General features: G+C 73.2%; 20 protein-coding genes and 2 tRNA genes. 9 read left to right on the forward strand and 13 right to left on the reverse strand.

Translation table 11 applies throughout. The features are described from left to right. Positions 1-93: 93 nt before the first annotated feature. Positions 94-170 (reverse strand) — tRNA-Lys (locus ACT3SP_RS12975). Between the two features lie 249 nt (positions 171-419). Here ACT3SP_RS12975 and ACT3SP_RS12980 point away from each other — a divergent pair. After that, complete coding sequence (locus ACT3SP_RS12980) at positions 420-1,316, forward strand: NAD-dependent epimerase/dehydratase family protein (protein ID WP_444587717.1); 897 nt, start codon at positions 420-422, stop codon at positions 1,314-1,316. 35 nt (positions 1,317-1,351) lie between these two features. On the opposite strand, the gene ACT3SP_RS12985 is transcribed toward ACT3SP_RS12980, so the two are convergent. Together ACT3SP_RS12985 and ACT3SP_RS12990 are read right to left on the reverse strand one after the other, a co-directional pair. Next, the gene (locus tag ACT3SP_RS12985; RefSeq protein WP_444587718.1) at positions 1,352-1,936 is read right to left on the reverse strand and encodes a sugar O-acetyltransferase; all 585 of its coding nucleotides are present in this window, start codon (positions 1,934-1,936) and stop codon (positions 1,352-1,354) included. Between the two features lie 103 nt (positions 1,937-2,039). Next, on the reverse strand, positions 2,040-2,501 hold the full coding sequence (locus tag ACT3SP_RS12990; protein WP_444587719.1) for a GNAT family N-acetyltransferase: 462 nt from the start codon (positions 2,499-2,501) through the stop codon (positions 2,040-2,042). Between the two features lie 70 nt (positions 2,502-2,571). Between ACT3SP_RS12990 and ACT3SP_RS12995 the strand changes: the two genes are divergently transcribed. Continuing rightward, the gene (locus ACT3SP_RS12995) at positions 2,572-3,027 is read left to right on the forward strand and encodes a YchJ family protein (RefSeq protein WP_444587720.1); all 456 of its coding nucleotides are present in this window, start codon (positions 2,572-2,574) and stop codon (positions 3,025-3,027) included. Positions 3,028-3,114: 87 nt separating this feature from the next. On the opposite strand, the gene ACT3SP_RS13000 is transcribed toward ACT3SP_RS12995, so the two are convergent. Together ACT3SP_RS13000 and ACT3SP_RS13005 are read right to left on the reverse strand one after the other, a co-directional pair. Next, complete coding sequence (locus tag ACT3SP_RS13000) at positions 3,115-3,597, reverse strand: hypothetical protein (RefSeq protein ID WP_444587721.1); 483 nt, start codon at positions 3,595-3,597, stop codon at positions 3,115-3,117. A 66-nt stretch (positions 3,598-3,663) separates the two neighbouring features. Next, entirely contained in the window at positions 3,664-4,419 is a 756-nt protein-coding gene (locus tag ACT3SP_RS13005) for an SDR family oxidoreductase (RefSeq protein WP_444587722.1), read from the reverse strand. A 153-nt stretch (positions 4,420-4,572) separates the two neighbouring features. Between ACT3SP_RS13005 and ACT3SP_RS13010 the strand changes: the two genes are divergently transcribed. The 3 genes from ACT3SP_RS13010 to ACT3SP_RS13020 all read left to right on the forward strand — a co-directional run bounded on the left by ACT3SP_RS13010 (position 4,573) and on the right by ACT3SP_RS13020 (position 5,937). Next, positions 4,573-4,654, forward strand: a tRNA-Leu gene (locus ACT3SP_RS13010). A 33-nt stretch (positions 4,655-4,687) separates the two neighbouring features. Next, a complete protein-coding gene (locus ACT3SP_RS13015) occupies positions 4,688-5,398 on the forward strand; it encodes a histidine phosphatase family protein (protein WP_444587723.1) in 711 nt (236 codons plus the stop codon). Further along, positions 5,395-5,937: an NUDIX hydrolase family protein gene (locus ACT3SP_RS13020; protein WP_444587724.1), complete on the forward strand. Its 543-nt coding sequence runs from the start codon at positions 5,395-5,397 to the stop codon at positions 5,935-5,937. The genes ACT3SP_RS13015 and ACT3SP_RS13020 overlap by 4 nt, the downstream gene beginning before the upstream one ends. 91 nt (positions 5,938-6,028) lie before the next feature. Here ACT3SP_RS13020 and rdgB read toward each other — a convergent pair whose 3' ends face one another. The 6 genes from rdgB to clpS form a co-directional block, all read right to left on the reverse strand. Next, a complete protein-coding gene (gene rdgB, locus ACT3SP_RS13025) occupies positions 6,029-6,664 on the reverse strand; it encodes an RdgB/HAM1 family non-canonical purine NTP pyrophosphatase (protein ID WP_444587725.1) in 636 nt (211 codons plus the stop codon). After that, a complete protein-coding gene (gene rph, locus ACT3SP_RS13030; RefSeq protein ID WP_444587726.1) occupies positions 6,661-7,419 on the reverse strand; it encodes a ribonuclease PH in 759 nt (252 codons plus the stop codon). The genes rdgB and rph overlap by 4 nt, the downstream gene beginning before the upstream one ends. An 83-nt stretch (positions 7,420-7,502) precedes the next feature. After that, the gene (locus ACT3SP_RS13035; protein ID WP_444587727.1) at positions 7,503-8,285 is read right to left on the reverse strand and encodes an MBL fold metallo-hydrolase; all 783 of its coding nucleotides are present in this window, start codon (positions 8,283-8,285) and stop codon (positions 7,503-7,505) included. Further along, entirely contained in the window at positions 8,282-9,094 is an 813-nt protein-coding gene (gene murI / locus ACT3SP_RS13040; RefSeq protein WP_444587728.1) for a glutamate racemase, read from the reverse strand. Before murI ends, ACT3SP_RS13035 begins: the two co-directional genes overlap by 4 nt. A 144-nt stretch (positions 9,095-9,238) precedes the next feature. Then, positions 9,239-9,874, reverse strand: a complete 636-nt coding sequence (locus ACT3SP_RS13045; protein WP_444587729.1) for a DUF2017 domain-containing protein — start codon at positions 9,872-9,874, stop codon at positions 9,239-9,241. Further along, on the reverse strand, positions 9,874-10,197 hold the full coding sequence (clpS, locus tag ACT3SP_RS13050; RefSeq protein WP_444587730.1) for an ATP-dependent Clp protease adapter ClpS: 324 nt from the start codon (positions 10,195-10,197) through the stop codon (positions 9,874-9,876). Before clpS ends, ACT3SP_RS13045 begins: the two co-directional genes overlap by 1 nt. Before the next feature lie 109 nt (positions 10,198-10,306). Here clpS and ACT3SP_RS13055 point away from each other — a divergent pair, with 109 nt between their 5' ends. After that, a complete protein-coding gene (locus ACT3SP_RS13055; RefSeq protein ID WP_444587731.1) occupies positions 10,307-11,686 on the forward strand; it encodes a nicotinate phosphoribosyltransferase in 1,380 nt (459 codons plus the stop codon). Between the two features lie 12 nt (positions 11,687-11,698). Here the strand turns inward: ACT3SP_RS13055 and ACT3SP_RS13060 are convergent, their stop codons facing one another. After that, a complete protein-coding gene (locus ACT3SP_RS13060; RefSeq protein ID WP_444587732.1) occupies positions 11,699-13,507 on the reverse strand; it encodes a DEAD/DEAH box helicase in 1,809 nt (602 codons plus the stop codon). Between the two features lie 109 nt (positions 13,508-13,616). Continuing rightward, complete coding sequence (locus ACT3SP_RS13065; RefSeq protein ID WP_444587733.1) at positions 13,617-13,985, reverse strand: DUF3039 domain-containing protein; 369 nt, start codon at positions 13,983-13,985, stop codon at positions 13,617-13,619. Positions 13,986-14,075: 90 nt separating this feature from the next. Between ACT3SP_RS13065 and ACT3SP_RS13070 the strand changes: the two genes are divergently transcribed. The 3 genes from ACT3SP_RS13070 to ACT3SP_RS13080 all read left to right on the forward strand — a co-directional run bounded on the left by ACT3SP_RS13070 (position 14,076) and on the right by ACT3SP_RS13080 (position 16,752). After that, on the forward strand, positions 14,076-14,561 hold the full coding sequence (locus tag ACT3SP_RS13070; RefSeq protein ID WP_444587734.1) for a VanZ family protein: 486 nt from the start codon (positions 14,076-14,078) through the stop codon (positions 14,559-14,561). A 137-nt stretch (positions 14,562-14,698) separates the two neighbouring features. Next, the gene (locus tag ACT3SP_RS13075) at positions 14,699-15,562 is read left to right on the forward strand and encodes a MurR/RpiR family transcriptional regulator (protein WP_444587735.1); all 864 of its coding nucleotides are present in this window, start codon (positions 14,699-14,701) and stop codon (positions 15,560-15,562) included. Next, complete coding sequence (locus ACT3SP_RS13080; RefSeq protein WP_444587736.1) at positions 15,559-16,752, forward strand: serine hydrolase domain-containing protein; 1,194 nt, start codon at positions 15,559-15,561, stop codon at positions 16,750-16,752. The genes ACT3SP_RS13075 and ACT3SP_RS13080 overlap by 4 nt, the downstream gene beginning before the upstream one ends. Positions 16,753-16,762: the final 10 nt, after the last annotated feature.

Here is a 16,762-nt window from a genome sequence, read left to right on the forward strand (position 1 = left end):
CGACGATCGTCGCGCAGAGCGAGGCGATGCGCCGTGGGGCGAACGACGTCGGGACACGAAGAAGCCCCACCGGATGACCGGTGGGGCTTCAGGTGGTGCGCCATCAGGGACTCGAACCCCGGACCCGCTGATTAAGAGTCAGCTGCTCTAACCAACTGAGCTAATGGCGCGAACAGGAAAGAACTTTACCCCCTCGCCGCAGGAGGTCCAACCTCAGGGGCGGGTCTGTGATCGAGTGAACAGGACCGCCCGCTCGGGGCCCGTGAGGACCGCCGTCGGAACTGTCTCTCCGCGCCCCGGCGCCCCGTCCACCGGGACGCTCGTCGGCGCGGGGACCAGCCCCGATCCCCTAGACTCGTTGCTCCCAGGAAACACGGTGCGCGGGCGGCCCAGCAGGCCGCTCGCCGGAGGAGGTCAGCGTGAGGATCGCGGTCACCGGTGCCACAGGCGTGCTCGGCCAGGAAGCCGTGGAGGCGCTGGTCGCCGCCGGGCACGAGGTCACCGGGATCACCCGACGGGACTCCGGCGTGCCGATCATCGAGGGCCGCGGCGGCGGCGCGCTGGTCGCCGACGTGTTCGACGCCGGTGATCTGGCCCGCGCCTTCCGCGGCCACGACGTCGTCATCAACACCCTCGCCCACGTCCCCGTCGGCATGGCCGGTCTGCGCCCGCTCGCCTGGCGGGAGGACGACAAGCTCCATCTCGAGGCCTCGGTCGCGATCGCCGAGGCGGCCGCCCAGGCCGGGGTGCGCAAGCTGATCCAGGAGTCCTCCGTCTTCCTCTACCCGGACAACGGGACCGAGTGGATCGGCGAGGACCTCCCCCTGAGCGTCCGCAACCAGGCGTTCCGCCCCCGGGTGGCGGAGATGCGCGCCGCGGTGAACTTCGCGACCTCCGGCCGCAGCGCCGTGGTGCTGCGTCTGGGGCAGCTGTTCGGCCGGGATCCGCAGACCACCCATGCCCTCAAGGCGACGCGGGACGGCGACCCGATCCTGCTGGGCAAGCCGGAGAACTACATCACCCTGCTCCACCACTGGGACGCGGGCCGTGCCTTCGTGGCCGCGCTGCGCGCCGGCAGCGGCTTCTACAACGTCGGCGGGGAGCCGATCACCCGCGGTCGCTGGGCGAAGGATCTCGCCGCGGAGGCCGGGAGCGGGCAGCCCGCGAAGTTCTATCCGGAGATCACGCAGGCGATCGTCGGCACCCGCCTGGAGGTCCAGCGCCGCTCCCTGCGCGTCTCCTCGGTGCGGTTCATGTCCGAGACCGGCTGGCGGCCGACGGTCGGCCCGTCCACCCCGGGCTGGTCCCGCCGCTGAGCGGACCGGCCGCAGGGCCGCGCCGTCGCCGATCCTCAGAGCTCGCGGATCACCCGGGCCGGGCTGCCGACGGCGAGGCTGCGCGCGGAGACGTCCTTCGTGACCACGCTCCCGGCGCCGATCACGGCGCCGTCCCCGATGCTCACGCCGGGCAGCACGGTCACTCCCCCGCCGATCCAGACGTCGTCGCCGACGATGATCGGCTCGGCGGCCTCCCAGCCCTCGCGCCGCGGCTCGAGCTCGAGGGGATGGATCGGAGTGAGCAGCTGGATGTTCGGGCCCAGCTGGCAGTGGCTCCCGATGCGGATCTCGACCACGTCCAGCGCGGTGAGGGCGTAGTTGACGAAGGTCCCCTCGCCGATGTGCAGCCGGGTGCCGTAGTCCACCCGCAGGGGCGCCCGCACGTGGGCGCCCCGGCCGAGCGTGCCGAGCAGGCCGTGCAGGATCTCCTGCGCGCCGTCCGGATCCTCGGCGTACGCGCGCTCGAAGCGGGCGGTCTCGGCCAGGGCGCGGCGGAAGGCCCTCTGGATCTCGGGGTCGTCGGCGATGTACCAGTCCCCCGCCGTCATCCTCTCGAACGGGGTGCGGGGGTCGTTCTCGTCGATCTCGAAGCGCTTCATGAGGCGAGCCTAGGCAGATCCGGCAGCGGGGCGGGCGTCGGTGTCGGGGCGCAGGAGGGTCAGGTCACAGCGGGTGCTCGTCGGCCCCCGCCGGCCGCTCGGCTCAGCGGGGAAGCCGCATCCCCAGGCTGGGGTCGGAGTCGACGAAGCCGAGCGAGCGGTAGAGCCGCTGCCCCGGCGGGTCCGCGAGCAGAGTGATGTACGGATGCGGGGGCGCGGCCGCATCGATGCGGCCGAGGAGGTCCTCCATCACCGCACGCCCCAGCCCGCGACGCTGATGGACGGGGTCCGTGGCGACGTCGGCGAGGTGGAAGTACCAGGTGCCGTCCCCGATGATCCGTCCCATCGCGGCCAGCGCACCGTCGGCGGAGCGCACGGTGGTCCAGGCCCAGCTCGCGGTCAGTGCGCCCGCGGCCTGCTCCGGGGTGCGAGGGCTGAGTCCGGCCTCCCTGCGCAGCCGCACGTACTCCTGCGAGCCCGGCGGAGCGTCGCTCAGCGCGTAGCCGTCGGGCAGCTGCGGGGCCGCGGGCTGGTCGGCGCCGGGGGCGGTCGGTGTCGCGGGCATGGGACGATCCTGCCATCCGCGACCCGGGCGCCGCGGAGGCCGAGCCGCCGTGGCACGTGATACTGGAGGGATGAGCACCGCCGACACGTCTCTGCCCGACGACGCCCGCTGCCCGTGCGGAAGCGGCGACGACTTCGGCACCTGCTGCGGGCCCGTGCTGCGTCAGGAGCGCCGGGCCGGGACCGCGCAGGCCTTGATGCGCTCGCGGTACACGGCCTTCGCGGTGCGCGACCTCGAGCACCTGCTGCGCAGCTGGCATCCCTCGACGGCCCCGGACCGCGACGACCTGGCCGCCTCGCTCGAGCAGGAGGTGCGGTGGCTGCGCCTGGAGATCCGCGGGACCTCGGCGGGCGGCCCCTTCGACGATGCCGGCACCGTGGAGTTCGTCGCGATCTCGCGCAGCCCGCAGGGCCGCCAGGTGCAGCGCGAGAACTCGCGGTTCGTGCGCGAAGGAGGCGCGTGGCTCTACGTGGACGGGGAGGTCGACGGACGGGTCGACGGGTCCGCGTCCGCACCCCCGGCATGACCGACGCCCCGGGCTCACGAGGAGCACGGGGCGCCGGCGGATGTCAGGGTCCGGGACCGCACGGGACGGCCTGAGGCGTCGGCGACCTCAGCCGCCCACGGACGCGACCTTCTTCTCGGCGCGCTTCGCGGCCTCCTGGAGGATGGCGCCGAGCTCTGCGGCATGCTTCTCGGCGTCCTTGGAGCGCGGCAGCGAGGACTTCCTCACCGACTTCGCGGCCTGCTTCGCGGAGCGCTCGGTGCTGCGCCGCGCGTCCTTCATGGCCGCGGCGAGCTTCTCGCCGCGGGTGGGCTCGCGCCGCGACAGGGCGATCGCCGCGGCGATGCCCCCTCCGATCAGGACCACGCCGATGACGCCGCCTGCGATCACCATGGGGAGCGTCGCAGGGGTCTTCCCGTCACCGGCCTCGGAAAAACCCTTCACGGATCCGACGAGCTCGTTCTTCCAGCGGGTCGCCGCGTTCTTCGGGTTCACGCGGTCGATGAGCTCATCGATGTCCGACGCGAGGTTGTCCTGTCGGCGATAGGCCTCGTCGCGCATGTCGTCCAGGCTCTTCTTCTTGGCCACCATTGCCTCCGGGGGTCGTCAGGCTGTGCTGCTGCTGATCGTATCGCGGTCGGGGGGCCGCGAGTGCCGTCACCGCCGGGCGCGGGAGAGGAAGTCGTCGGCGCCGCCGACGAGCTCGATGTGTCCGGTCTCGACGTCGGCCGACGCCATGGCCGCGATCTCGGCGGCGAACTCCTCGACCGAGTACAGCTTCCCGGCGGCCTCGCGGCGGGCCTCGAGGGCACCGGGGCGGGCGCGGTCGAGCAGGGTCGCGGTGACGGTGCCCTCGATCATGTCGGCCGAGACGACCACGAAGGAGACGCCCCTCTCCCGCATCTCGGGAAGGCGCTCGGTCAGGGCGATCTCGCCCGCTCGCTTGGACCGCGCGACCTGCTCGTACTCGGGCATGGTCTCGACCTCGTCGATGAAGTGGGCCTGGTGGCTGGTCACGAACACCACGCGGCCGCCCTGGGAGAGATGCTCGAGCCCCGCGGTGAGGGCCTCGGACTGCGCGTCGCGGTTCAGGCGCATGGCGTAGTCCTCGCCGAGGTCCTTCTCCATGCCGCCGGAGGCGTTGAGCACCAGCAGGTCCAGGCCCCCGAAGGTGTCCACCGCGGTCTGCATGAGTCCGCGCAGGCTCTCGGCGTCGGTGAGGTCCGCGCCGACGGCGACGGCCTTCCCGCCCGCGGCCTCGATCTCCGCGACGACCTTGTTCGCCCGCGGCGCCTTCTGGCGGTAGTTGACCACGACGTTCGCGCCCTCGGCGGCGAGCAGCTTCGCGGTCGCGGCCCCGACTCCTCGGGACGAACCGGTGACGACGGCGGTCTTGCCTGCGAGGGCGCTCATGGGAACTCCTGTGGGATCGGGAACGGATGTCCGTGTCTGCGGGGGTGTCGCGGCCGCGCCGCCCACGAGGGGGACGAGTGCTCCGCGCCACCGACCACACGAGCCTACCGGAGCATCACTGTCGGCCCCTCAGGCTGGTTAGGCTGGGTTCGCGCGCGAGTGGCGGAATTGGCAGACGCGCTGGATTTAGGTTCCAGTGCCCGAGGGCGTGGGGGTTCGAGTCCCCTCTCGCGCACGCATCACCCATCCCGCGACGAGGAGACCCTTCATGACCCTGTTCGGCCTGGTCCGTCATGGACAGACGGACTACAACCGACGGAACCTCTTCCAGGGCTCCTCGGACATCCCGCTGAACGAGACGGGGATCGCGCAGGCGCACTCCGCCCTCGACGACCTCCCGCCGGTGGCATGGGACGTGGTGGTCTCCTCCCCGCTGCAGCGGGCCGAGCAGACCGCCCGCATCATCGCCGGGGACCACGGGATCCCCTTCGGCGGCACGGACGCGCGCCTGGTCGAGATCGACTGGGGCATCGCCGAGGGCGAGCCCGTCGACGAGATGCAGCGGCGCCATCCCGGCCGCTCCTTCCCCGGCATCGAGGATCCCCAGCAGGTCGCCGACCGCGGCTACGACGCGCTCGAGCACCTCGAGGGGCGGTTCCCCGGGCAGAAGGTGCTGCTGGTCGCCCACGGCACCCTGATCCGCTTCCTGCTCTCCGGGGTCATCGGACGGTCGCTGCCCTCGATCCCGAACGCGACGCTCTCCCTCCTCGAGCTCGAGGGAACCACCTGGTCGGTCACGATGGTCGCCGGGCAGAGCGTCGAGCACGAGGCCAGGGTCGCCTCCCACGAGCAGGGACCTCGCTTCCCCGTGGGGCAGGAGGGGCTGACCCCGCTGGACCTGCAGCGGCAGAGCGCCTCCGCCGCGGGAGCTCTCCCCGAGGGAGCCCCGTCCGACGACGCCGAGGAGACCGTCCGATGAGCAATCGCACCGCCGTGGACTCCGAAGGGCCGTGGTTCGAGCCGGAGCACGTCACCGAGCTGCGTCGACGCCTGCCGATCCCCTACGTCGACGTGGTGCCCGTGCGCACCGACGTGGACGGCACCGTGGTGGAGGTGGGGCTGCTGCTGCGGGCGTCGGGGGACGGCCAGATCGTGCGCGCGATCGTCTCCGGGCGCGTGCTGGTCCACGAGACCGTCCGGGAGGCGATCGCCCGCCACGTCGAGAAGGACCTCGGACCGATGGCGATGCCGCGCATCCCGGTCTCCCCCGTGCCGTTCACTGTCGCCGAGTACTTCCCCACCCCGGGGGTCTCGCCGTTCCACGATCCGCGCCAGCACGCGATCTCGCTCGCCTACGTGGTGCCGATCGACGGGGAGACCGCTCCCCAGGAGGACGCCCTGGAGCTGTCCTGGTACGGGGTCGACGAGCTGCTGGCCGACTCCTCGCCGCTGGACGAGATGAACGGAGGGCGCGATCTGCTGGTCCGGCGCGCCCTCGCCCACGTCGGCGCGGCCTGAGGCGCGCACCGGGCGACGTGCCCGGACGGGCACGGCTCAGCAGGACCCGGCAGGACCGTGCACGAGATGGCTCGACCGGGCCCGGTCGAGTTCAGCCCAGCAGGCGCGCGACGTGCGCGGCGACCGCCCGGAACGCCTTGCCGCGATGCGAGATCGCGTCCTTCTCCTCGGGGGTGAGCTGCGCGGCGGAGCGCGTCTCGCCCTCGGGCAGGAACAGCGGGTCGTAGCCGAAGCCGCCCTCGCCGCGGCGCTCCCGCAGCAGGGTGCCGGTCATCTCACCGCGCTCGACGGCCTCGGCCCCGTCGGGGGCCACCAGCGCCGCCGCGCACACGAAGCGGGCCGCGCGGTGGACGTCGGGGACGTCTCCGAGCTGGGCGAGCAGGAGGTCGTTGTTCGCCTCGTCGTCGCCATGGCGGCCGCTCCAGCGGGCGGAGAAGATGCCCGGCGATCCTCCGAGCACGTCGATCGCGAGCCCGGAGTCGTCGGCGACCGCGAGCAGTCCGGTGGCCGCGGCCGCCGCTCGGGCCTTCAGCAGGGCGTTGCCCTCGAAGGTGACGGCATCCTCGACCACGTCCGGCAGGGCGATGCCGGCCGAGGAGACGACCTGCTCGGGCTCCAGGCCGGGCACGGCCGCGGCGAGGATCCGCTGCAGCTCGCGCAGCTTCTTCGCATTGTGGGAGGCGAGGATGACCCGCGCCCCGGCGGGGACCTGGGCGGGTGCGGTCATCGCTGCGCGGCCAGCACGTCGCGCTGGATGTCCGCGAGCTGCGCGCACCCGCCGGTCGCGAGGTCCAGCAGCGCGCCGAGCTCGGTCCGGTCGAAGGGCGCGCCCTCGGCGGTGCCCTGCACCTCCACGAAGGAGCCGGCCCCGGTGACCACGACGTTCATGTCGGTCTCGGCGGTGACGTCCTCGCGGTACTCGAGGTCCAGCAGCGGCCGGCCGTCGACGATGCCGACGCTGATCGCGCTCACCGAGTCGGTGAGGACCTCCGTCGCGGCGGGCAGAGAGGTGTGCTGCTTGCCCCAGGTGATCGCATCGGCGAGCGCCACGTAGGCGCCGGTGATCGCGGCGGTGCGGGTGCCGCCGTCGGCCTGCAGGACGTCGCAGTCCAGCTGGATGGTGTTCTCGCCCAGCGCATCGAGGTCGATGATCGCGCGCAGGGAGCGGCCGATGAGACGGGAGATCTCGTGGGTGCGCCCGCCGATCTTCCCCTTGACCGACTCGCGCGGGGAGCGGGAGTCGGTCGCACGGGGCAGCATCGCGTACTCGGCGGTGACCCAGCCGGAGCCGGAGCCCTTCTTCCAGCGCGGCACGCCCTCGGTGAAGGAGGCGGCGCACAGCACGCGGGTGCGGCCGAACTCGATGAGCGCGCTGCCCTCGGCGTGGTCGAGCCAGCCGCGGGTGATGCGCACCTCGCGCAGCTGGTCGGGGGTGCGGCCGTCGACGCGGTCGCCGGCAGGGGTCTGGGTCGGAGAGCTCACGGAGCTCCTTCCTCGTCAGGGGTCCTCGTCAGAGGCGAACAGGCCCCGCGTCGATCGCCCGCCGCGATGTCGCGGCAGGCCGATCAGGCGGGGACCTCGAGGATATCCCCCGGCTGGACCATCGTGATCTCCCCGGTGTGCACGGCGCGGGCCTCCGCGAGCGGCACCTGGGGATCCGTCCAGGCCGGGATGTGGGTCAGCGCGAGATGGCCGACCCCCGCCCGGGTCGCGCACTCCCCGGCCCGCCGACCGGTCAGGTGCACGCCGCTGAAGCGGTCGTCGCGGCCCTCGATGTAGCCGGCCTCGCAGAGGAACAGGTCGGCGCCGTGGGCGAGCTCGTCGAGGGACTCGCAGGTGTCGCTGTCCCCCGAGTAGGCGAGCGTGCTGCCTCCTCCGGTGATGCGGAAGCCATAGGCCTCCACCGGGTGCAGCACGGCGCGGGTCCCGATCTCGAGCGGACCCACCGTGAAGCGGTGACCGTCGCTCAGCGTGCGGTAGTCGAACGGGGCACGGTCCACGCCGTCGGGGACGATCCCGTCGCGGCTGAGCACGGCGGAGAGCCGATCGGGCAGCGGGGCCGGCGCGTGGATGGGCAGCTGCCCGAGGTCGTCCCGCTCGTGGTAGGCCCAGAACACCTCGAGACCGGTGAGGTCGAGATAGTGGTCGGGATGGAGGTGGGAGATGATCACCGCGTCCAGATCGGCCGGGTCGATGGCGCTCTGCAGCGGGCCGAAGGCGCCCGAGCCCAGGTCCATCAGCACCCGCCACAGGCGCCCGTCGGCGTCCTCCTGCTCGATGAGGTAGCTGGAGGCCGCCCCCTGGGGTCCGGCGAAGCTGCCGCTGCAGCCGATGACGTGGACCCTCATGCCGGCACCACGGGCAGCGACCCGGTCATCTCGAGGGTGGGACCCAGGAACCGGCGGGAGAGCAGGGCGAAGTTCTCGCTGCCCGGGCCCTCCGCGGTCTGGGCGAACACGTGCCGTGGCGAGTGCTGCGCCTCGCGCAGCTGATCGGCGGCGTGCAGCTGCCGGTACACGTCCAGCGCCGTCTCCTCCGCGGAGGAGACGAGGGTGACGTCCGGACCCATCAGGTAGCTGATGGGGCCGGCCAGCATCGGGTAGTGGGTGCAGCCGAGCACCAGGGTGTCCACCCCCGCCTCCCGCACGGGGGCGAGGTACTCCTCGGCCACGGCGACCACCTCCTCGCCGCTGACCACGCCCTGCTCGACGAGCTCGACGAAGCGCGGGCACGCCTGGGTGAAGAGCTCGAGCTCGGGGGCCGCGGCGAAGGCGTCCTCGTAGGCGCGGGAGGTGACGGTCCCCTGGGTGCCGATCACGCCGACACGGCGGTTGCGGGTGGCCGCCACCGCGCGACGCACGGCCGGCTGGATGACCTCGACCACCGGCACGTCGTAGCGCTCCCGGGCATCGCGCAGCACGGCGGCCGAGGCGGTGTTGCAGGCGATGACGAGCATCTTCACGCCGTGGCCGACGAGACCGTCCATGATGTCCAGGGCCAGGGAGCGCACCTCGGCGATCGGCCGGGGACCGTACGGACCGTTCTCGGTGTCGCCGATGTAGACCAGCTCCTCCTGCGGCAGCTGGTCGAGGACGGCGCGGGCGACGGTGAGCCCGCCCACCCCGGAGTCGAAGATCCCGATCGGCGCGTTGTTCATCCGGGCAAGGCTAATCTCGACAGCCGTCCATGGCAGTGACCCCACGCTCACTGCGTGCAGTTTCACAGTTCGGGCACATCCGGCGGGACCGGCTCTCCGAGCGGGTGCGTGCCGCCGCCTGCCTGGCCACGTGCCCCTCGAGCGCTAGTCGAGCGCCCTGAGCAGGCTCTCCTGCAGCCAGGACAGCAGCTCGTACACGGCGATCACGATGTCGGATCCCACGTGCTCCTCGTCACCGGTGGCGCCCGCGCCCTCCACCCCGTCCTCGATCTGCTGGAGCATCCGCACGGTGTCGAAGTCGCCGTCGCGCTTCAGACCGAGCCGGTCGGCCAGCACGATCCGCACGTCGTTCAGGGCCCGCAGCATCGCCAGGGCGGCGTCGTCGTCGATCACGACCTCGCCGTGCCCGCCGCCGGTCGCATCGAGGATCGCCATCACCCGTCGCAGGTCGGCGAGCTTGCCCTCGGCGAGGTCCTGCTGGCCCAGGCGTCGGTACTCGGCCGCGAGCGCCGGATCCTCGGAGGCGGCGGGGAACAGGCGCCGGACGGCCGAGTCCGAGGGCTCCCGGGCGTCGCGGCCGGCGAACTCGGCCTCCAGGCGCCGCAGCGGGTCCTCGCTCTCGGCGGCCCTCCGCAGCGCCTCCGCGTCGGAGTCGATCCCCAGGTCCGCGCGGATGAGGTCCGCGGTCTCCTGCGCGACCTGGGCGATGATCGCCTTCTCCTCGCCGTCGAGCCGGCAGGCCAGGGAGCCGTCGGGGCGGCGGCGGAATGCGTGCGCCATCAGTCCTCCCCCGCCCTCTCGAGCGTCGCCTGGAGACCGAAGGAGTGCATGGCCTGCACGTCGGTCTCCACCCGTTCGCGGGATCCGCGCGAGACGATCGCGCGCCCCTCCTCGTGCACCTGCATCATCAGCTGCTCGGCCACCACCCGGGAGTACCCGAAGTAGCTGCGCAGCACGAAGACCACGTAGCTCATGAGGTTCACGGGGTCGTTCCAGACGACGGTGCACCAGGGTCCGTCGGACTCGGCGGTCACCTGCGCCTCGTGCGAGAGATCGGTGAGCGACTCCGTTCCCGGGTCCGCCCGCGGCAGATCCACCGGCATGCACATTCCTCCTGGCTCACCCTTGCCCCAGGGATCGGGACGCGGCGTCGACGAGTCTACGGGGCGCGCCCGGTCCTCTGTCGCCCCGGCACGCATTACGGTGGATACCGTGACTTCTGCCCTGCTCACCGATCTCTACGAGCTGACGATGCTCGAGGCCGCCCGCGAGGCCGGCACCGCCTCGCGTCGCTGCGTCTTCGAGGTGTTCACCCGCTCCCTGCCCGAGGGGCGGCGCTACGGCGCGCTCGCGGGCACCGGCCGCGTGCTCGATGCGATCGCGGACTTCCGCTTCGACGACGCGGACCTGCGCTTCCTGCGTCGGACCGGCGCGCTGCAGGAGGAGACCCTCGAGCATCTGGCCGACTACCGCTTCACCGGGGACGTGCACGGCTACGCCGAGGGCGAGCTCTACTTCCCGAACTCTCCCGTGCTGCGGGTCGAGGGGACGTTCGAGAACGCGGTGCTGCTGGAGACGGTGGTGCTCTCGATCCTGAACCATGACAGCGGGATCGCCTCGGCGGGGTCGCGGATGGTGACCGCCGCGCGGGGCCGACCCTGCATCGAGATGGGCGGGCGGCGGGTCCACGAGGACGCTGCGATCGCCGCGGCCCGCGCCGCCTACCTGGTCGGCTTCGCCTCGACCTCGAACCTCGCCGCGGGCGCCCACTACCGGGTCCCCGTCGCCGGCACCGCCGCCCATGCCTTCACCCTCCTGTTCGACACCGAGGAGGAGGCCTTCCGCGCCCAGCTGACCAGCCAGGGCACCGGCACCACCGTGCTGGTGGACACCTACGACGTCGAGTCCGCGGTGCGCACAGCGGTCGAGATCGCCGGCCCCGGGCTCGGGGCCGTGCGCCTGGATTCCGGGGACCTCGGGACCCAGGCCGCCGAGGTGCGGGCGCTGCTGGACTCCCTGGGCGCGACGGGCACGAGGATCACCGCCACCGGCGACCTGGACGAGTACCGGGTCGAGGAGCTGAAGCACGCACCGCTGGACGGCTACGGGATCGGCACCCGCCTAGTCACCGGCGGCGGGCACCCGGCGCCCGGCTTCGTCTACAAGCTGGTGGAGCGCGAAGGGGCCGACGGACGGATGCACCCCGTGGGCAAGCAGTCCGCCGACAAGGCCACTCTCGGCGCCGGCAAGGCCGCGTTCCGGATGCTGGTGGGCGGAGCGGCCTTCGCCGAGCTCGTGCTGCCGGGCGAGGAGGAGGTCGCCGAGTTCGAGCGCGAGCTGGTCGCCGAGCTGACCTCCGGCGCGGCGAACCCGGACTGGAAGCGCACCTCGATGCGGCCCCTCCAGCAGCCGCTGGTCCTCGGCGGGGAACCGGTCGAGGAGCTGCCCGGCCCGGCCCGGCTCGAGGCGGCGCGGGCGCGCCATGCCGCCTCGCTCGCGGAGCTGGGGATCCCGGCCGATCACGGCCCCGACGGCGGCATCGCGATCCCCACCGTCACCGACGGCGCGGACGCGGCGCGCGTGCTCGGCTGATCCCGGCCGGGCTCAGCGCCGTCCGACGAACCAGCCTCGCACGATCCCGATCCGCTCCTGGATCTGCTCGGCGCTGGCCTGCGCGACCGCCGGTCCCCCGCTGCGGCTGCGCAGCGTGTTGTGCACGGAGCCGTGCGGAGCGCCGGTCTTGCGGGCCCAGGCGGAGACCAGCGAGGAGAGCTCTTTGCGCAGGTCCATCAGCTGGCGGTGATCGACCACGCCCGGCGTGGTGGGGCGTTCCGCGGTGCCGCTCTGCCGGCGCCGGGCCTGCTGCTCGGCCTGCTGCTGCTGGAGGACGGTGCGCATCTGGTCCGCGTCCAGCAGGCCCGGGATCCCCAGGAACTCCTGCTCGTCCTCGGAGCCGATCATCCCGCCGGCGCCGTACTCGCCGCCGTCGAACAGCACCCGGTCGAAGGAGGCCTCCGACTCGAGCGCCTCGAAGCTCATCTCCAGCTGGTCGGAGGCCTGCTCGGGGCGGTTGGCCTGCTCGATGAGGCCCTCGTCGAGCCCGGTCTCCTCGTCCCCGGCCTTGGGGCGGCGGTCGAGCACGTGGTCGCGCTCGGCCTCCATCTCGGCGGCGTGGGCCATCAGGATCGGGACCGTGGGCAGGAAGACGCTCGCGGTCTCCCCGCGGGTGCGCGAGCGCACGAAACGGCCCACCGCCTGGGCGAAGAACATCGGGGTCGAGGTCGAGGTGGCGTAGACGCCCACCGCCAGGCGCGGCACGTCCACGCCCTCCGAGACCATCCGCACCGCGACCATCCAGCGGTCCTCGGAGGCGGAGAAGCTCTCGATCCGCTCGCCTGCGCCGGCGTCGTCGGAGAGGACCACCGTGGGCTCCTCGCCGCAGATCTCCCGGAGGGTCGCGGCGTAGGACCGGGCGGCCTTCTGATCGGTGGCGATCACGAGTCCGCCCGCGTCCGGGACATGACGGCGCACCTCGGTCAGGCGACGGTCCGCGGCCGAGAGCACGGACTGGATCCACTCGCCCCGGGGGTCCAGCGCGGTGCGCCAGGCCTGCTGGGTGATGTCCTTGGTCTCCAGCGCCCCGAGCTGGGCGGAGACCTCGTCCCCGGTCTTGGTGCGCCAGTGCATCCGGCCCGAGTAGGTCATGAACAGCACCGGGCGCACCACGTGATCGCGCAGCGCGTCGCCGTAGCCGTAGGTGTAGTCCGCCTTCGAGCGCGCGAAGCCCTCGGCGTCCTCCTCGTAGACGACGAAGGGGATCTGCGAGTCGTCGGAGCGGAACGGGGTGCCGGTCAGGGCGAGCCGCCGGGTGGCCGGGTCGAAGGCGTCGCGCACCCCGTCGCCCCAGGTGCGCGCGTCCCCGGCGTGGTGGATCTCGTCGAGGATCACCAGGGTGCGGTCCGCCTCGGTACGGGCCCGGTGCAGAGCGGGGTGCATCCCGACCTGCGCATAGGTCACCGCGACACCCTGGTAGTGGGAGCCGTGGGCGCCCTGGGCGTTGGAGAAGTTGGGGTCCAGCGAGATGCCCACGCGGGCGGCGGCGTCGGCCCACTGGGTCTTCAGGTGCTCGGTCGGTGCGACCACGGTGATGCGGCGGACCGTGCCCTCGGAGAGCAGCCCGGCCGCGATCTGCAGCGCGAAGGTGGTCTTGCCGGCACCCGGGGTCGCGACGGCCAGGAAGTCCCTGGGGGCGCGGCGGGTGTACAGCTCGAGGGCCTCGGACTGCCAGGCGCGCAGCTTGGGGACGGTGCCCCAGGCGGCGCGCTCCGGGTAGGCGACGGGAAGCGATCGCGCGGCCGCCTCGGAGGGCTGGCGGGGATCGCTCGCGGAGAAGAGGGAAGGGGTCGTGTTCACAGCGTGCTCCACCGTACCGCCGCGGTGCGACGATCCGCCGACGGCGCCGATGTGAGGAAGTCCCCGGAGTGTCCTGCGGGGACCTCCGCCGGTGCGGGCGTCGGCGAGGTCAGCGGCGCCCGCCGAAGAAGCCGCGGAAGCCGCCGCCCTTCCCGGATCCGCCCTTGCCGTCTCCGCCGTCGTTCGGCTCGCGCATCCCCTCGTAGATCTCCTTGCACTCCGGGCACACCGGGTACTTGTCGGGGTCGCGGCCGGGCACCCACACCTTGCCGCACAGTGCGATCACCGGGGTCCCGCCGAGGGCGGCCTGGGTGACCTTGTCCTTGCGCACGTAGTGGGCGAACCGGTCGTGGTCGCCGTCGTCGGTCTTCTGCTCCTGCTCCTGCAGCTGCCGATCGAGCACGGCGGTGCTGCCCGGGGCGGCGCCGGGATCGTCGCTGTAGGGGTCCATCCGGGACGGGTCGGACGTGGAGGACATGGCACTCTCCCTCGGTCGTTGTCGTGCTCGTCGAAGCCTAGCGGCCCTGCCTCCCGCAGGACAGCGCCCCGCGCTGGAACAATGCCCGCCATGGACGCCGTGGTCGAGTTCCTGCACCGTCTGCCCTCGGAGATCCGACGGGTGGACGGCTCCGTTCCCCGGCGCGTCGGGCTGCTGGCCCTCGCGCTGCTGCTGAACATCGGCTTCTACCTGCCTGCGCTGCCCGCCGGGACCCCGGGTGAGGGAGTCCCCGGGATCGACAAGGCCGTGCACCTGCTGGTGTTCGCGCTGACCGTCTTCGCCGTCGGCCGCGTCCTCGCCCCGCGCCGGCGCTTCCCGATGGGGTGGGTGGTGATCGCCGCGCTCGCCCATGCCGTGCTCATCGAGCTCGTGCAGCTGGTGGCGCTCCCCCAGCGCAGCGGCGACGGAGCGGACATCCTGTTCGACGCGGTGGGCATCGCCCTCGGCGTGGCGCTGTGGATCGGCGAGCGGGTGCTGCGTCGCACCGCCGCGATCCGCCGCGCCGACCCGGAGGACGACCCCCTGCCCCGGCCCCTCGAGCACGAGGTCCGCTGAGCACGAGGTCCGCTGAGTACGGGGCCGCCCGGCGATCCGGGAGCCGGCCTCCCGGGTCCGCCGTCCCGGACGACCACCCCGGACACGCGACCGCGGAACACGTCCCCGGGGCCGTGGCGGGCACCTACGATCGGGCCATGAGCACCCAATCGCTCCTGCAGGCCGTCCAGGAGGACCTCCCTCCCTCGATGCGCCGCGTGGCCGAGGTGATCCTCGCCGATCCGCAGCGGGTCCTGAGCTCCACGATCGCCGACCTCGCCGCGGAGTGCCGCACCTCGGAGCCCACCGTGGTGCGGCTGTGCCAGCGACTGGGCATGGCGGGCTTCGCCGAGCTGCGCCTGACCCTCGCCGGCGAGCTGGCCTCCGAGCGGGTGCGGCGGACCCCGGTCGGCACCGGACACGGCGCGGACCTCCCCGCACGCAGCACGCTGACCCAGATCGTCGAGGACGTCGCCCTGGCGGAGGTGCTCGGCATCGAGGAGACCGCCGCCTCCCTCGACGTGGCCGCTCTCGAACGGGCCGTGGAGGCGATCGTCGCCGCGCCCACGGTGCTCCTGCACGGCATCGGCGCCTCCGCCTCCGTGGCCGGGGACTTCGAGCGCAAGCTGCAGCGGATCGGTCGCCGTGCGCACTGCGCCCGCGACACCCACGACGCGCTCGCCGCCGCCTCCCTGCTGGGGCCCGGCGAGATCGCGCTCGGCTTCTCGCACAGCGGGACCACCGAGGAGGTCGTCGCGGTCCTCGCCGCGGCGCGGCGGGCCGGGGCGACGACGATCGCGCTCACCAACGGCGCCGACGGGCCCCTCGTCGCCCGGTCGGACATCGCCCTGCGCACCACGGTGCGCGAATCCGCCTACCGGTCCGGGGCGATGGCCTCGCGCTCGGCCCAGCTGCTCGTGGTGGACTGCCTGTTCGTGGCCGTCGCCGGGCGCAGCCGGGAGGCGAGCGTCGAGGCGCTGCGCCGGACCTACGACACCCTCGAGGAGTACCGCAGATCATGAGCAGCCGCAGCTCGGGCAGGGACAGCGAGCAGGACGGAGATCCTGGGCGGGACAGCGACCGTGCGCAGGACAGCCACCGCGAGAAGGACCAGCGCCGGCTCACCGCGATGGTGACCGCGCTGACCCGGACCGCCGCGGCGTCCGCGGGCCCTCCCCTCGAGCCCGCTCCCCGCGAGGGCGCGGTCGCCGCCGTCGCGGCCGTGGAGCGCCCCGGGCACGGCACGGCCCGCGCCCTCGCCGGGGTGACGGCGCTGTTCGACGCCGACGGCTCTGCGCTCCCGGGCGACTCCGCGGAGATCACACCGGTGCGCGAGGACACCCTGTTCGACCTCGCGTCCGTGACGAAGGTGGTCACGGCACTCACCGCGGCCACGGCGATCGACGAGGGACTGCTGGACCCGGAGGCGCCGGTCGCCGAGCACCTGCCCTCCCCGCATCCCGCGATCACGGCGCGCCACCTGCTGACCCACACCTCGGGCCTGCCGCCGGTGATGCCGCTGTGGCAGATCCCCGGGGGCCGACGGGCGCGCCTGGCCGCGGTCCCGCAGGCATCGCTCGTCACGGAGCCGGGGACGGCGCACGCCTACTCCTGCATCGGATTCATCCTGCTCGGCGCGCTGCTCGAGGAGCTCACCGGCACCTGCCTGCCCGAGCTCGCCCGGGAGAGGGTCCTGGATCCCGCCGGGGCGAGCGACGCCGGGTGGGTGCCGAGCGCGGGGAGCGCCGCCCGGGCGGCGGCCACCGAGCACCAGGAGGACCCTCCTCGCGGTCTGGTGCGCGGGACCACGCACGACGAGACGGCCTGGTCGCTGGGCGGTGCGGGCAACGCCGGGGTGTTCGCCACGCTCGAGGGCGCGCTCGCCCTCGGCCGCGTGCTCGCCGGCACCGCCCCGGGGCCCGAGCTCTCCCCGGCCGTGCGCACCCTGATGACCACCGATCAGCTCCCCGCCGGCGTGAGCACGGGAGCCCCGTGGACGCAGGGCTTCGGGCTGCGAGTCGGTCAGGAGACCGCGCCCGGCACGATGCTGCCTCAGGTGGTGGGCCATCCCGGGTTCACCGGCACCTCGGTGCTCGCCGATCCGGGCAGCGGCGCCGTGGCCGTGCTGCTGACCAACCGGGTCCACCCCCGGCGCTCGCGCTTCACCGTCGACGGCTCCCGCCGGGAGCTGGCCCGGATCGCCTTCGGCTGACCCTCCCTGC

It is taken from the genome of Brachybacterium sp. AOP43-C2-M15, assembly GCF_052446295.1.
Classification (GTDB): domain Bacteria; phylum Actinomycetota; class Actinomycetes; order Actinomycetales; family Dermabacteraceae; genus Brachybacterium.

Bases quoted from the DNA above. Each gene is read 5' to 3' on its own strand.
- murI (WP_444587728.1), bottom strand. From the start codon at position 9,094: ATGAACAACGCGCCGATCGGGATCTTCGACTCCGGGGTGGGCGGGCTC.
- ACT3SP_RS13000 (WP_444587721.1), bottom strand. From the start codon at position 3,597: ATGGTGGCCAAGAAGAAGAGCCTGGACGACATGCGCGACGAGGCCTAT.
- ACT3SP_RS13045 (WP_444587729.1), bottom strand. From the start codon at position 9,874: ATGGCGCACGCATTCCGCCGCCGCCCCGACGGCTCCCTGGCCTGCCGG.
- ACT3SP_RS12990 (WP_444587719.1), bottom strand. From the start codon at position 2,501: ATGCCCGCGACACCGACCGCCCCCGGCGCCGACCAGCCCGCGGCCCCG.
- ACT3SP_RS13015 (WP_444587723.1), top strand. From the start codon at position 4,688: ATGACCCTGTTCGGCCTGGTCCGTCATGGACAGACGGACTACAACCGA.
- rdgB (WP_444587725.1), bottom strand. From the start codon at position 6,664: ATGACCGCACCCGCCCAGGTCCCCGCCGGGGCGCGGGTCATCCTCGCC.
- ACT3SP_RS13080 (WP_444587736.1), top strand. From the start codon at position 15,559: ATGAGCAGCCGCAGCTCGGGCAGGGACAGCGAGCAGGACGGAGATCCT.
- ACT3SP_RS13065 (WP_444587733.1), bottom strand. From the start codon at position 13,985: ATGTCCTCCACGTCCGACCCGTCCCGGATGGACCCCTACAGCGACGAT.
- ACT3SP_RS13075 (WP_444587735.1), top strand. From the start codon at position 14,699: ATGAGCACCCAATCGCTCCTGCAGGCCGTCCAGGAGGACCTCCCTCCC.
- ACT3SP_RS13035 (WP_444587727.1), bottom strand. From the start codon at position 8,285: ATGAGGGTCCACGTCATCGGCTGCAGCGGCAGCTTCGCCGGACCCCAG.
- ACT3SP_RS12985 (WP_444587718.1), bottom strand. From the start codon at position 1,936: ATGAAGCGCTTCGAGATCGACGAGAACGACCCCCGCACCCCGTTCGAG.
- ACT3SP_RS13005 (WP_444587722.1), bottom strand. From the start codon at position 4,419: ATGAGCGCCCTCGCAGGCAAGACCGCCGTCGTCACCGGTTCGTCCCGA.
- ACT3SP_RS13070 (WP_444587734.1), top strand. From the start codon at position 14,076: ATGGACGCCGTGGTCGAGTTCCTGCACCGTCTGCCCTCGGAGATCCGA.
- ACT3SP_RS13020 (WP_444587724.1), top strand. From the start codon at position 5,395: ATGAGCAATCGCACCGCCGTGGACTCCGAAGGGCCGTGGTTCGAGCCG.
- ACT3SP_RS12995 (WP_444587720.1), top strand. From the start codon at position 2,572: ATGAGCACCGCCGACACGTCTCTGCCCGACGACGCCCGCTGCCCGTGC.
- clpS (WP_444587730.1), bottom strand. From the start codon at position 10,197: ATGCCGGTGGATCTGCCGCGGGCGGACCCGGGAACGGAGTCGCTCACC.